This window comes from Streptomyces sp. CNH189, assembly GCF_000527195.1.
On the sequence record NZ_AZUS01000034.1, the window covers coordinates 1 to 14,509 of the forward strand.

The 14,509-nt window shown below is 67.0% G+C and carries 7 protein-coding genes and 6 pseudogenes; 3 read left to right on the plus strand and 10 right to left on the minus strand.

Annotated features, from left to right (window positions below; all coding sequences use genetic code 11):
• From B100_RS37900 to B100_RS36140, 9 genes and pseudogenes are all read right to left on the minus strand, one after another.
• Positions 1 to 1,324, minus strand: a pseudogene (locus B100_RS37900) (acyl carrier protein); the annotation flags it as partial.
• Between the two features lie 1,386 nt (positions 1,325 to 2,710).
• Positions 2,711 to 4,168, minus strand: a pseudogene (locus tag B100_RS37905) (class I adenylate-forming enzyme family protein); the annotation flags it as partial.
• A 290-nt stretch (positions 4,169 to 4,458) separates the two neighbouring features.
• Positions 4,459 to 5,140: pseudogene (locus B100_RS34605) on the minus strand (alcohol dehydrogenase catalytic domain-containing protein); the annotation flags it as partial.
• A gap of 419 nt (positions 5,141 to 5,559) precedes the next feature.
• Positions 5,560 to 6,192, minus strand: a complete 633-nt coding sequence (locus tag B100_RS0132065) for an NAD(P)H-dependent oxidoreductase (RefSeq protein ID WP_024888442.1) — start codon at positions 6,190 to 6,192, stop codon at positions 5,560 to 5,562.
• Between the two features lie 529 nt (positions 6,193 to 6,721).
• Positions 6,722 to 6,840: pseudogene (locus tag B100_RS36810) on the minus strand (IS5/IS1182 family transposase); the annotation flags it as partial.
• A 28-nt stretch (positions 6,841 to 6,868) separates the two neighbouring features.
• Positions 6,869 to 7,975: a LuxR C-terminal-related transcriptional regulator gene (locus B100_RS36130; RefSeq protein WP_158686768.1), complete on the minus strand. Its 1,107-nt coding sequence runs from the start codon at positions 7,973 to 7,975 to the stop codon at positions 6,869 to 6,871.
• Positions 7,976 to 8,277: 302 nt separating this feature from the next.
• Complete coding sequence (locus tag B100_RS0132070) at positions 8,278 to 8,466, minus strand: hypothetical protein (RefSeq protein WP_024888443.1); 189 nt, start codon at positions 8,464 to 8,466, stop codon at positions 8,278 to 8,280.
• A gap of 462 nt (positions 8,467 to 8,928) precedes the next feature.
• Positions 8,929 to 9,240 (minus strand): annotated as a pseudogene (locus B100_RS37910) (transposase); the annotation flags it as partial.
• Positions 9,241 to 10,090: 850 nt separating this feature from the next.
• Positions 10,091 to 10,312 (minus strand): helix-turn-helix domain-containing protein, encoded by a 222-nt coding sequence (locus B100_RS36140; RefSeq protein ID WP_106967141.1) that lies wholly within the window; start codon positions 10,310 to 10,312, stop codon positions 10,091 to 10,093.
• Between the two features lie 2,235 nt (positions 10,313 to 12,547).
• Between B100_RS36140 and B100_RS36150 the strand changes: the two are divergent.
• Together B100_RS36150 and B100_RS35095 are read left to right on the plus strand one after the other, a co-directional pair.
• Positions 12,548 to 12,688: pseudogene (locus B100_RS36150) on the plus strand (undecaprenyl-diphosphatase); the annotation flags it as partial.
• 154 nt (positions 12,689 to 12,842) lie between these two features.
• The gene (locus B100_RS35095; RefSeq protein WP_063823437.1) at positions 12,843 to 13,022 is read left to right on the plus strand and encodes a hypothetical protein; all 180 of its coding nucleotides are present in this window, start codon (positions 12,843 to 12,845) and stop codon (positions 13,020 to 13,022) included.
• A gap of 85 nt (positions 13,023 to 13,107) precedes the next feature.
• Here the strand turns inward: B100_RS35095 and B100_RS0132105 are convergent, their stop codons facing one another.
• The gene (locus B100_RS0132105; RefSeq protein WP_024888444.1) at positions 13,108 to 13,848 is read right to left on the minus strand and encodes a glucose 1-dehydrogenase; all 741 of its coding nucleotides are present in this window, start codon (positions 13,846 to 13,848) and stop codon (positions 13,108 to 13,110) included.
• 143 nt (positions 13,849 to 13,991) lie between these two features.
• On the opposite strand from B100_RS0132105, the gene B100_RS0132110 reads away from it, so the two are divergent.
• Positions 13,992 to 14,468 (plus strand): nuclear transport factor 2 family protein, encoded by a 477-nt coding sequence (locus B100_RS0132110; protein ID WP_037723938.1) that lies wholly within the window; start codon positions 13,992 to 13,994, stop codon positions 14,466 to 14,468.
• The last annotated feature ends 41 nt before the right edge of the window (positions 14,469 to 14,509 follow it).

Genomic DNA, 14,509 nt, shown 5'->3' on the forward strand with positions numbered 1-14,509 from the left:
GCGTGTGACCGATGTTCGACTTCAACGAACCCAGCCACAACGGGCGCCCGGGTTCCCGGTCACGGCCGTACGTCGCCAGCAGCGCCTGCGCCTCGATCGGATCGCCGAGTACCGTGCCCGTGCCGTGCCCCTCCACCACATCCACATCCGCCGCCGAGAGACCGGCCGACGCCAACGCCTTACGGATCACCCGCTGCTGCGACGGACCNTTCGGCGCAGTCAGGCCATTCGACGCACCGTCCTGATTCACCGCACTGCCACGGATCACCGCGAGGATCCTGTGCCCGTTGCGCCGCGCCTCCGACAGCCGCTCCAGCACCACCACCCCGACACCCTCGGCCCAGCCAGTACCGTCCGCGGCATCCGCATACGACTTGCACCGGCCGTCCGAGGACAGTGCACGTTGCCGCGAGAACTCCACGAACGTGGAGGGGTCCGCCATCACCGTCGCGCCCCCTGCCAGCGCCATGGAGCACTCGCCCTGGCGCAGCGACTGGACCGCCAGATGCATGGCCACGAGGGAGGATGAGCAGGCCGTGTCCACGGTGATCGCGGGGCCCTCGAAACCGAACACGTACGACACGCGCCCGGATGCCACGCTCGACGCCGTGCCCGTCTCGCCGAAGCCCTCGAGTTCCGCCGGAGCCGCACCCGACAGCCCGTACCCTTGTCCCATCAGGCCTGAAAAGATCCCGACGTCACGACCTTTCAGCGTCCACGGGTCGATCCCGGCCCGCTCCAGCGCCTCCCACGAGGTCTCCAGCAGCAGCCGTTGCTGCGGATCCATGGCAAGTGCCTCACGCGGCGAGATCCCGAAGAACCCGGCGTCGAACAGGCCCGCCTCGTGCAGGAAGCCGCCCTGATCGACATACGACGTGCCGGTCTTCTCCGGGTCGGCATCGAACAGGCCGTCCAGGTCCCAGCCTCGGTTCTCCGGGAAGCCGGACACACCGTCCCGGCCCTCGCTGATGAGCCGCCACAGGTCCTGGGGGCTCGCCACACCGCCTGGAAGGCGGCACGCCATACCCACGATGACAATCGGCTCCGTGGGATCTGCGGTCCCGGTCCGATCCTTGTCAGCCGTCGCCTCGCTGGCCGTGTCGTGCAGACCCAGGATTCTGGCCCGAAGGTGTGCGGCAAGGGACTCGGGAGTCGGGTGGTCGAAGGTCACGGTGGTGGGCAGACGCAGCCCGGTCCGTTCGGTCAGCCGGTTGCGCAGCTCGACGACGGCGAGGGAGCCGAGGCCGAGGTCGCGGAAGGACCGGCCCACCGGGGTTGGTTCGGTGCTCGTGTGGGTGTGGACGTCGGCAGTCTCCTTGCGGATCATCTCGCCGAGCAGGGCAAGCTGGGACCGCTCGTCCAGGTCGGCCAGGCGCGCGCGTAGGGCGGCGGTGATCGTCTCGTCGGCCTGGGCGGTGGCGCGGGGCTCCTGTTCCGTCAGAGTGTCGAGTAGCGTCTGCACTCGGTCGCCGGGATTGATGGTGCTCGGCCAAAGCGCCAGCAGGGCCGGGGATCCGGTCGCGATCAGCGTGTCGAAGGCGGCGGGGCCCTCGTCCGGCCGGCCGAGGGCCAGCAGCGAGCCGGGCAATCCGTGCAGTCGGCGGTTGCGGACCACGGACTCGGTGAGGGCGGCGGTGACCACCGTCGAGGCGAGGCCGTCGGACTGCGCGCCCACCAGTGCGGCAGCGTCGGTCACCACGACGAACGCGGCGAGATCGTCGTCGGCGGTGAAGTCATGGAGCGTGCGGGCGAGTTCGGGATCGTCAGCGGTGTGGACGACCGCGGTCACTGGACCGGTCCTGGTCAGCGCCTCATACAACTCCAGCGAATCCGAGCCGTCGGCCACGACGCGGACGATATCCACCCCCTCCGGCAGTGGCTCGTCCTGGCTCCACTCGTCGTTGGTATTCGTTGCCTGGACGAGCACGAGGTGTCGTGTTCCGTGCTCGGTGACCAGGTGGCGGGCGAGGACCGAGCCAGTCTTCGTGTCGGCACCTGTGACGACCACGACGCCGTCAATCCCCGGCGTGGCAAGATCCGGCCTGTCGGCGACGGGGAGGCGCACGAGCCTGGGCCGTATCAGTTCCCCGTTCCGTACGGCGAGCTGGGGCAGGCCCGAGGAGACGGCGGCGATTAGCGCCGCAGCGTACTCGGACTCCGGGGTGCAGGCTTCGACGTCGACGATTGTCAGCGGGGCGCCGTCACCCCCATCGGCCTGTGCAGCCCGTGCGGCTGCCCACAAGGCAACTTCGGCGCCCTTTGGCGTCTCGTCCCGGTCGGTGACGCCCATCGCGCCCCGGGTGAGGACGACGAACCGGGACCCGGTCTCCTTGCTCCCTCCAGCGCAGGTCGGCGTCAATGTGTCCGCGTCTGCCTCTGCGAGGACTGTCACGTCGGTGGCCGTGTCAGGGGCGGTGCGTGACGTTGGAAGGTCAGCGTATTGCCGTACGTCGGCGACGCCGGCCTTCCGAAGAGCGGCGACCAGGCCGTCGGTGATGGCAGTCCGGCCAACCACTGCCCAGCGCAGCTTTTCCGGCGCGTCAGGGGAGACTGCCACCCTGCTCCAGTCCCTCAGCATCAGTCCCTCGTGGTGACCGTCGGCGGCATATCGCAGCCGGGCCGGCAAGTCAGCGAGGAGGCGCCGGACGACCTTCCCCGAGGCGGTCCTGGGGATGGTCCGGGCCTCGTATATGCGCTCGGGGAGCTTGTACTGGGAGAGTTGGGTGCGGCAGTGGTCGAGCAGCCGGGCGAGGTCGACGCCGGCCGGACCGGGGACCACCCAGGCGACGGGGACCTCGCCGAGGGTGTCGTGGGGAATGCCGGCGACTGCGACGTCGGCCACGCCCTCGGCCACGCGCAAGGTGGCCTCGATCTCGTCGGGGTGGATGTTCTCACCGCCGCGGATAATGACGTCCTTGAGACGGCCGCAGATGGTGAAGTAGCCGGCTTCGTCGCGCCGGGCCAGGTCGCCCGTGTGGAACCAGCCCTCCTGTAGGGCCTCGGCGGTGGCCTGTGGGTTGTTGTGGTAGCCCACCATGACGTTCGGCCCGCTGACCCAGACCTCGCCCTCGTGCCCTGCGGGCACGTCCTGCCCGGTGCGGGGGTCGACGATCCGGACTCCGACACCGGGCACGGGAAGGCCACAGGAACCCTGGACCACGTGGCCGTCGGGCGGGTTGATGGTGATGGCCCCGCAGGTCTCGGTGCTGCCGTAGGCGTCGACGAGGGGGATGCCAAAGGCTTCCTCGAAGGAGCGGCGCAGTCCAGGGCCGGTGACGGCACCGCCGACGAGGCCGACCCTGAGATCGGGCAGAGAGAGGCCGGTACGGCGGGCCCTGTCGACCAGGTGGTGGTAGGTGGTGGGGACGCCGGCCAGGAAGGTGGACCGGTCCTCACGCAGGGCCGTCAGAATGTCGTCGGCCGAACTGCCGTCCATGATCCGGGCGGTGGCGCCGGAGACAGTGACGGACAGGACGCAGGCAATGTGAGACAGGCTATGGAAGAGCGGCAGTGGCCACAGCACGCGGTCATGCTCGGAGAGGCCGGGCACGGGAATGTAACAGGAGGCAACAGAGTAGAGGCAGTTGCGCTGGGTGGAAAGGACGCCCTTGGGGCGGCCGGTCGTACCCGACGTATAGAACATCCAGGCCACCTCGTCAAGGCCGAGGTCGTCTGGGGCATCGTTGACGGGCTCGGTGGCGACGAGTTCCTCGAACGGTACGGTGCCCGGGGGCAGCATGTGCCCGGCACCGGCGCCGAGGGCGCCGGCCACGACGACGGACATCCCGCGGGTCGCACGGGGAATTGACTGAAGGAAAGTCTCTGCGTGTGCAGCGCCGGTGAGGGCGAACGCCGCTCCACTGTCGGCCAGGAGGTATTCGATTTCCGCCGGGGCGGCCTGCGGGTTGATCGGTACGCCGATGCCGCCGGCCCGTACCACGGCGAGGTAGCTCTCCACCATCGCCGCCGAGTTGCCGAGACACAGAGCCACCCGGTCGCCGCGCCGGACACCGAGGCCGACCAGGTGACCGGCCAGTCTCCTCGTCCGTGCGTCGAGTTCGCTGTAAGTGACCGCGTACCGGTCGTCCTCGAAAGCGGTCTTGTCCGGGAACCGGCCCGCGTTCTCACTCAGGATGACCGGTAGCGGGGTGATCAGGTCGGGAAGCACCTTGACTCGAACTCCTAACCGGTTAACGGGGATGGCCAACTGCTGCTCGGCAAGCGTGCATGTCCGTAGAGGTGAGTCAGCTGGACCGTGTGACGGTCGGCTTCCGAGCTTGCGATGTCTTGGACCGGCTGGCGCAGCCTGAGCGGGGCCGAAAGACTCCAGATGGTCCGCGAAGGTCGAGGACTGACCTGCATGACACTAGACAGGACGGCCTTCGCGAGGCATCCCCTGCTCTGGTAGGTCCCGGTCGAAGCTATGAGACCGTGGTGGTGACCCGTGCTGTAGCTCACCTGGTCGGTCTCGTCCTTCCAGAACCGGTAGTCCTCGGCTGCGGTCGATGACCGCTTCGGCTCCCATGGAACGGCGGACGGCGGCCTTCTGCGGCGAGGAGACCACACAGATCGGGTTCGCTCCCCCGGCAAGCGCCAACTGGGGGGCGTACGAGCCGAGTCCGCCGCTCGCGCCCCAGATCAGTACATTGTCGCCCTGCTTCAGCTGCGCGCCGTTGCGGGAGACCAGCTGCCGGTAGGCGGTCGAGTTCGCCAGCCTCGGTGAGGTGACCTCCTCCCGGGTCAGATGCTCCGGCTCGGGCATCAGCTGGTTGGACTTCACCGGCGCCGGCTCAGCGAGGCCGCCGAAGTTGGTGTCGAAGCCCCAGATGCGCTGCTCTGGATCGAGCATTGTGTCGTCGTGGCCGTCGGAGCTCTCCAGCTCGACGGAAAGGCAGTGCGCCACGGCCCGGTCCCCGGGTCGCCACCGGTTCACGCCAGGGCCGGTGCGCAGCACCACCCCCGCCAGGTCCGAGCCCAGTACGCGGTGCGGCAGGTCGTGGCGCCTGGCCTGCTCACTGAGGCATCAGCGCTCGAGGAAGCCGAAGGTCGGCACGGGCTCGAAGATCGAGGGCCACACGGTGTTGTAGTCGATCGCGCTCGCCATCACGGCGATCAAAGCCTCGCCCGGACCCGGCTACGGTGTCGCGGCCTCCTGCACTCGCAGGGACTTATGGAGATCCGTCGCCTTCGAGTCCATCTACTCGGACATCGCGGTGTCCCCCCGGCGCACCATATCGCCCGGGTAGTACTCCGGCAGACGCACACCCGCCACATCTCCCGATGTGACCTCCTCGGAGAGGAGTGCGCTGATGATCTCGTGCAAGGGCTGCCTTCTTCTTGTGGTTGCGTCATCGGCCTGCGCCGGTCGCATGCATCAGGGCGCGGGCCGCCAGGCCACCGGGGCGATGACCTCGGCTGCACGGTCGGCGAGGAAGAGGTGGCCGCGCCGGAAGACCTTTGTCCTCGGCCGGCCGGCGATGCGCTTCCGCCCGCCCGCGGTCTCCAGCGGGTTGCGGCAAGCGGGTGCGGACTCCTAAGAGATCTGCGGGCATGCAGGCATCAGGCTGCGAGCTTCTTGAGCGTCTCCTGGGCAGTTGCCAGGGACTTCTCCCCCAGCGGCTTGAGCTCCGCCATGGCCGGCACGATCGCGGCCAGGGTCAACTCGGCGTGGACAAAAGTGAGGTTGTCCGCGAGACCGATCGCCTTCAGAATGTGCCGCAGGTACGGCTCCTGGTAGTCGTGGCCCTCCCGCGGGGTCCCCGGAGCGTAGGAGCCGCCGCGCGCGGTCACCACGATGACCGACCTCCCGCTGAGCGGACCGGAATCGGCCCCCGGGAGGATCGCGTGGGCCGGGCTGACCAGCAGGTCGATCCAGGCTTTGACGTTTGACGGGATCGTGTAGTTGTACATCGGCACGCCGAGCACGATCGTGTCGGCGTCATGCACTTCAGACACCACCGTGTCGACGAGCGCCTTCTCCTCGTCCGTCTGACCGTGATCGCGACTGGGGTCCATAACGTACTCGCGCACGGGATGGGTGAGATGGGGGATGGGCTGGGCGCCCAGGTCGCGGTGGACGTAGCCAGCGCCGGGGTGGTTCTGCCGCCACTGGGTCGCGAAATACGAGGTCAGCTGACGCGACGTGGAACCCTCATGGCGGATGCTCGCATCGATGTGAAGAAGAGAAGACACACAGACCCCTGAGATTTGCTGGGCAGTTCGTCAAGACCGCAGTTGGTCCGCGAAACCGAGAGCTGACCCGCACGACACTAGACAGTGCGGTCTTCGCGAGGCATCCCCTGGTCTGGTAGCTCCTGACCGAAGGCATGAGACCCATGAAAATGGCATGTACGGTTTGGCCTCATGCGCAGCTCGACAGGCATCTCCCAGCACCGAGCTTGGTCTGGGCCCGCCGCTGTACTGACGGGCCCCAGGACTACGTCCACCGGCGTTCGCGACTGCGGGGTCAGCCGGGATGGATCCGTCGGTCCGCTGCCTGTCACAAACTGTCCGGTCATCGCCGACTTGGGGTATCGAGTCCATTGCTGCGGCTTCGGGTCAGCCGTGAGAACGACGGAGTCCTGGCCCTGCCCCGTACCCGGCGATCAACGCTGCCCGCACCCGGAACCCACTCAGCACCCGTGATCAGATTTCACGGGATGGACCGAGGGTGGAAGCGTGTGCCACCGCTTCGGCGCCGGCTTCGAACCCTTTGTCCACACAGGTACGCGAGAGCGATCACCGCACGGCTGGGCAACCGGAGTGTGCAGCGTCGGTCACCCTCATCGTCACCCACTCCAGTGCGTGCGGCAGGTCGAGTGCGGCAGGGTATGGGACCAACAGAGTTCCTGAGCTGGAGAGTTGAGACCTAGACACCTCTCCCGACGGCGCGGGAGCCCTGTCCGCTGCGTACGGTCCCGCCGTTACCCGTCCGGAGGCCACCCTGGAAACCCTCAATATTGGTCCAGTCCCTGGCTAATTCCACGCGTGAGGAGATCTGCAACTTGCAGAATATTTTCTTTAGATGGTAGGCCACGGTATGAGGAGATATAAAGAGGCGTTTAGCCGTCTGAGCATTGGTCATTCCTTGCGCTACCAATTGAGCTACCTTGGCTTCTGTTTCGGTGAGATTCGCGATCGCCGTCGGTGGGGTTGCGCGCCAACGGGATTGGTGGTGCCTAACACCGAGATCCCACAGTCTCTTCTTGATTCGCAAGGCATCACGCGGAGCCCCCGCCTTGATGTAGGCGTCAGCGCTCTGCTCGAATATTCTTATGGCCTGCTCCTGTTGCGACCGCTCACGGATCAAGAGCTTTCCGATGTCTTCTATAGTCGAAGCTCGCGCCCAGGAGTGAGCCTGCGTCTTCGCAGCGAGCCGCAGATCGACCAAATTTCGCTCGAATAGACTTTGCGCGTGGAGGGCTGATGCGGCCAACGCATGGTGCTGCGGGTTCATTTCAGCCAGTTTCTGAGCCAGCTTCACTGCTTTGTGCGCCGTTGACTTCTGGTCGAATTTCAGCGCCAGCCGCACGATCCAGGGGGCGGCAGCCGACTGTGACAGGAGTACGTTCCTGCTGACCGGGCCGAAGTCAACGAGTTCCTCGATGATTGGTGCGACACCCTCGGCTCCCCTTTGGGCTTCGCTTATCCGCACGTTCACCCATGCGCACGGTCCCGCCAACACGGTAAGACGTCCCATGAATGCGTCCTCGGTTATCATCTGCATGTGCGACGAAGCCGTATTCACTTCTCCACGCCGCAAAGCGATCAATGCCAGGATGAGGTGACTCGCGATACGGATTTCACGGTTACCCTCGACTTGCGCAGATACCTGGTCACTCAGGGCCGCTGCTGCGTCCAGGTCTCCGGCCATGAAAGCCAGGTGTGACCGGGCCAGCGAGAGTCCGGCCGGGGAGATCACCGGGCCGGAGAGACTGCTTTTCGGATTCTCTGGATGGTAGAGAAGTTTCGTCACGCGATTGGATTCGCCTCTCCTTGTCAGCAGGAAAGCCAACCACATTCCAGTACGCAGGTCACAGTCGCATGAAGAGTCAGCGGCCGTCTTGGCAACAGCTTCTTCAGTAAGATACAGACTGCGGTCGGACCAGCCATTCAGCCAGAGAGCTATCGCCTGTCGGATGAGTTGACATTTTGCACATGTCTCAGCATTGGGAAATGCGCGCGAAGAAGCTGCTAGAAATGACCTTATCGGCATTTAAAATCCTTCTCCTTCCCTTCAGTCACGGCATTCTGTAAATCTTGATCCCTGGGCTTGGGTCACGTGGCTGCCGCGGCGGTGATGTTGTTCCACCGGCGGTGGACCTCGGTGGCCTGGTGCTGGTGATGGCGGCCCCAGGCGGACCAGCGCAGGATGTGGTCCCGGTCGCGTCGAGGTTGCGGAAGTGCGGTGATCCGCAGGATGGCCAGGAGTTCGCGGCCACTGGCAGGGGGCGAGTTCCAGGCCATGTCCGGCTCCGTCGGTGGTGCGAGTGCGGGTGCGGGCGTGGCTGAGGGCGAAGACGGCGGCGGCGAACAGGCTGATCAGGCTCCAGCTCATCCAGGAGGTCCAGCAGCTCACCTGCCTGGTCGAGTCCGGGCAGGCCCTTCGCTCCTTGGAAGTCCTTCTCCATCTTCCATCGGGTGCAGATGATGTTCACGAGAGCCGTGAGGCTGACGAGGGCAGCCGAGTGGCAGCGTTAGAGGGACAGTTCGCAGGTGTAGCGGTGGCGGCGTACGGGGAGGAAGGCGTGTCCGGTGGTGGCTGCGTCCTGACCCGGAGGTGTGTCGTCGGGCAGGACGTCGATCAATGCCCAGTCGTAGTGCCGGTCGCCCTTGGTGCCGTTGCCCCGTGCGCAGGCGCATCCAGGCCCTGGCCGGGACCTTCGCGGCCAGCGGTGTGTCCGCTAAGCGGCCGGCGGCGGTGGTGGCGCGGTAGTCGGCTGTGACAACCAGGGCGTAGTCGAAGCCCAGCGTGCGGGCGGTGCGGCGCAACTCCAGACTGCCGTAGACCTCGTCGCCGGTGAACCAGCGGGCAGCAAGGCCCAGTTCATGGGCACGGTGCAGCATAGCGGCGGCCAACTGCGGCTTGGTACCGAAGGTGATCTCGTCAGGCACGTGCCGCAGCAGCCGGCGTTCCTCGTCTTCGGCCCAGGCCGTCGGCAGGTACCGCTGACGGCCGATGAGTGCGTGAACGTGCACGGAGGCGTAGGTGAGATGGACGGCGACCTGGCACAGACCCAACCCGCCCAGCGCGCCGGAGTACTGGGGGATGCACCCACGCAGTCAATGGAGGACTTCTCATCGGCCGTCCCGTCGACGACCAGCACGGCCTCATCGTCAGCAAGGTACCTGCCGTCCAGGCGGCGAGAGGTTCGCGGGCCAGGTCATGCTTCCAGGCGCCGCGCGAAAGAAAGTGCCGTAGCCGGTACGGCCCGTCAGGGCCAAGATCCTGTGCGAGCGTCCAGCAGATACGCCGCTCCAACTCCATCAGCATCCTCCGTGTCATCGTCCTGCCCAGCATCCGCGAGTCCCGGCGCGGGAAGCAGACGGCCACCGCCGCTATCAGCGACCCGAACGCCGCTGTCCGGGCCCGCTCGGCTATCGTGGCCTCGACGGCCACCTGGTCCTTGATCGTCGTCACAAACGTGCTTGATCACGGTGGCCGTTCCCGCGCCCACCCTCCTGACCTACACGGATACCTCAACAATCAAGGCTTGCAGCTGCCGTGTCAGTGATGAGGCTTTCAGGTCCGATTTAAAGTTTCAATGGGAGGTTCAGGCCGCAATGGCTTGAAGTGAACGCTCTCGGCAACGACCGTAAGTATCTACTGAGCTGTTTCAAACCTGCCGCTCCAGGGTATGGACAGCCGCGGCGATTGACGGCATTCGATTCGGATTGCACCGGGCCGGCGGAAAACCCGCCACGCCTTCAGTCGTGTGACGCCGCGCTCGACCGGCGCCCGTGATGAGCATCTTGATCAGCCTGTGCTCCTTCGCCCTGCGCTCCGCACCGGTGTCCATCTGGTCCGGCCAGCCATGAGCGACCGGTCCCCTGGCCCACTCCTGCTCGAGCACCTCGAAGAATGCCTCACTCAGCTGGGCCTGGACGCCTGCCCCTTCGACTCCAGGGGCGGTGTTCCGCCGTGCTTCCATGCCTGGTACCACCGCTGTACCGACCGCACGCTGACACGTAACTGCTTGGTGATGGCGGCAATGTCGTGTCCCAGGGCGACTAACTCGGCCACCCGCATCCGGATGTGCTCGCGAAACGCCCGTCGTCCGCGGTCAGCCCGCCCCCCTTGTGGATACCTCATGTCACCGGCCTACTGCGATAAGCACAACTCGCCGACCCTCACGACATCACTCCAGCAAGGTTAGTAGGGGCGCGGTTGTGTGTGCTGCTGAAGAATCGCCGATCCGAAGTGGACTGTGGACTCCCGGCATACCCGTCATGGACCGTTCGGCCGTGTGATGGGCACGCCCGTGAAGGGAACTTCGGCGGTGCGATAGTGCAGTGCAGCCCCTTAGCACCTGCCACTGCCAGTCAAAGCGTGTGAGGTTCTCTTTACACATCGACAGAATTGGACAGCCCCAGCCGCAAGAATCGACACATCATCAGGATAGGCGTCAGAACCGCCAGCTCGGTGAACTCCGCAGGCGCCTTCCCGCCCTTCTGCACCCGAGAGCTGATCTCGTCGGGCTGTCGGCGGTCACGTAATTACGTGACCGCCGACATGTAAGGCGACAGGACGCGCAGGATGCGGCGCTGCCTGTGGGCGGCGTTGGCTACATCGGATATGGGCCGAATTACAGTTGTTTGACATGCCTTTGAGAGGAATGAACGTGTTACCCACCACGAAAATCCTGGAGAAGGATCTGCTCAAGGTCCGGGGCCTGGTGGAATCATTAGCCGCACAATGGCGTAGCCGAACGACGAACGATTCACTTGTCACCCAGCTCTCCGGGAGCCGGGAAGACTTGGGAGAAGCGGCCGACAGTATCATGTCCCAAACTTCGGAATCCCTCTGCCTGATAAACCCTGCTGGTCCACGAGGAACGGGCGGAGTCCTGGCTGCCCGGTGTCCGACTCATGCGATCGCTACATCCGGGTCTCCGTGGGCAGCGAGTCCGAAGACCGCAGCATCGCCCGCGGCGTGGCCGCGATCCGCGACCTCATCCAGACCACCACTCCGGGTGTGTCAATTTGCTTTGACACCGGCAGGACGACAACCTGTCGAACCCCGACGACCGTCCCAATCAGGATGCAGGTTGAACCCGCGATTGTCGGGCTCCCACTACAGAGCAGATGGCCCGCAGCGTCCGGCGCTGGGCGTTGCGGAGCTGGTCGAATCCCTCGTCCTGCCGGGGCAGGTAGGCGGCTTGGCGGGCCCGGCAGGTCGGCGCCGCGCTGTCCGCCTCCGCCTCGCGCCGCCAGCGGGCCGGCGTGCCGGGCTGGTGGAAGCCGCTGACGAGGCGAGCGTGGGGTTCGGGGTCATTGGCGTCGCAGAACAGCGGACGCCGGCCATCTCTCACATACCGGTACGGCAGCGCGAGAGCCACACGGGCCACGGCAAGGAGCTCGCCGGGGCCCCGGCTAGCGCACCCGCCTTACCGGCCCGAGGCCGTCAGTTCCCGGGCCATCGCCGCCAGCACCGTTGTCGTCCCGGTCTGCCGTGGCGCGTGCACCACGAAATACTGGCTCTGCTCGATGTACTCGCAGGCCCTGGGCAGCCGCTCCTGGGCCCGACACCATGTAGTGACGCATGAGGGGCACACGGTAGTGACGCATGAGGGGCACACGGCCCGGCCGTATTGAAGTAGCGCATACCTCGCACGCCAGCCGAGGCACCGACAAGCTGAGGCGACCGTGCACCCGACCACCGGCTACACCGCCCCGTACGGGCACGAGTACCGAAGCAGCGGTGCCCGGGTGCGGGGATCACCCGGGGGTCAGACGCAGAAACGCGGCCAGCCCCCGCTGGGGTGCGGTGACCGCTGGAGCACTTCCGGCGACCGCCAGGGCATGCAGGTCACCGCGGCACAGCTCTTCGCTGGCCGATCAGCCCATCCGGGGCACGTTGTCGTCCTCATCGTCCCGGTCGGCCTCACACGTCCTGCCCTTGCCGAAGATCTCATCCGGGCGGGTGAGCGACCGAGGCGCGCACTGCGGCCAGTGCCTTGTTGGACAGTTCGACCACGGGTCAGGGGCCGGTTCCCCGCGACCACGAGCGCCGGAAAGCGGCTGTACCTGCTTCGTCACGGCGGCAAGGAGTGGCTGGACGAAGATCGACACAGTCGTATCGCCGTGGAGACCCGCACGGGCCACGAGGTCGCCGGCGTGGATGGTCTCTACTCGCCCGTTGCTTTGGCCATGGAGCAGGAGGTTGCAGGTTCGCTGCAAACCGGAGACTGCGGGTTCGCTGCACACCAGGTGGCTGCGTTTCGTTGCCAGCGAGAGAGAGCACTGGAAGGTGCCATCTCCCACCGCTCTCACATTCGATCTTGAAAAGTGACGGAAAACAGCAGGTCAAGTCCCCTCCGTCAAAGTCGTCATCGCATGGTTCATGAAGTTCATCTCGACCAAGAGCTTCATGCCGTTCGTCTGGTACCGGATCGCGCTCGGGGTGGTCGTCCTCGCCCTGGTCGCCGCCGGCGCGCTCAACCCGCACGCGGCGGAGTCGGCGGGCTGAGCCACGCCGGGGACACGGCGCCGACCGGGCGCTCGCGGGCGGCCGGGGCGCGGCTCATCCGCCCGGGACGTGTCCGCGGCACGTGACCGAACCCATACGGGTCCCGTAGCCGTCCGGTAGCGCAGGGTCAGTCCCTGGCCCTAGGCTTGTCCGCATGTCCCCCGATTTAACGCCCCCTGGTTCCGTGCGGTCCGCCGCCGAGGTGAACGAGCAGATCCGCGCCCTGTGGCTGCGGGCGGGCGGCTCGCTGTCCGCCCAGGAGCGCGAGGAGTACGAAATGCTGGTGGTCGAGTGGGCGGCCGCGATCCGCGGCCGGGTCGTCGAGGCCGCCTGACCGCCCACGTGCCCCGCGCCCGGCCTGCCCGGCCACTACGGGGTCGCCGGCCCCGCCCCTGACGACAACCGGCGCCGCCCCGCTCTCAGCGTCCGCCCGCGACCCGCAGCACCGTCCCTGTGGTGTACGAGGCGTCCGGCGACATCAGCCAGGCGACGGCGGCCGCGATCTCCTCCGCCTGTCCCGCCCGCCGCAGCGGAATGCTCCCGGCCATGTCCCGCACCCGGTCCGGAGCCCCCATCGCGGCATGCATCTCCGTGTCGATCAGACCCGGCGCGACCGCGTTGACCCGGATCCCGTCCGGCCCGAGCTCCTTGGACAGTCCGAGGGTGAGGGCGTCGACGGCGGCCTTGGTCGCCGCGTAGTGCACGTACTCGCCGGGACTGCCCAGGGTGGCGGCGCCCGACGAGATGTTCACGATCACGCCCTCGCCGCGCGGCGTCATCAACTGGGCGGCGCGCCGCGTGCACAGCAGCGTGCCGATCACGTTGACGTCGACGACCCGCCGCAGTGTGTCCGTGCCGACCTCCGTGAAGCGGCCCAGCGGCCCGGTCACCGCCGCGTTGTTCACCAGCCCCGTCAGCGGGCCGAGTTCGCGCTCCGCCACCTCGAACAGCCGCTCCACGTCGGCCTCGACCGACGTGTCCGCCCTCGCCGTCACCGCCCGCGCCCCCGCGGCCCGCACGTCCTCGGCCACCTTCTCGGCCGCGTCGGCGTCCCGGACGTAGTTCACCACCACGTCGTGCCCCTCCTCCGCCAGCCGCCGGCAGGTCGCCGCACCGATGCCCCGGCTTCCCCCGGTGACCACCGTGACCAGACGTTTCATGAGTACCTCCTGGCGCAGAACGCGAGACGAAGATCCCCAGGCTCGCAGACGTACGCGCCGGTCGTCGTGCCGGGGGCCCACCGGCCGGGGAATGTCCGCGCACGCCTCTTGGCTGCGCTCCCGGCTTGGTCAACACTGAGCCGATGACGCAGCGTGTGGAGCTCGCGACCGTACGGGACCGGCTGGCCGTGGACGAGCTCGTCACCGACTACGCGGTGGCCGTCGACGACGGCGACTGGGAGACGTACCGGCGGCTGTTCACCGCGGACGGGCGGGCGGACCACCGTGCCGCCGGCGGCATCGAGGGGGACGCCCGCACGGTGGCCGGCTGGCTGGCGGAGCGGTTCACGGAGTTCCCCGTACGGCAGCACCTCCTCGTCAACCGACGCATACGGCTGGGAACCTGGGAGCGGGACACCGGTGACAGGGCCGAGGTGCGGGCCGACTACGTGCTCCCCGCCAGCCGCGCCGGGGAGGCGGGCGAGGCAGCCGCCCTCGACCTGCTGAGCGGCGGCCGGTGCGACTTCTCGATGCTGCGGACGGACGACGGCTGGCGGCTGACCCGGGTGGTCGTGCGCGAGAAGTGGCGCCGCCTGCCCGGCTCCGGGCGGATGCTGTGATCGACTGAACCGTCGTGCGCCCCATCCGGTCGTGTCCCGGA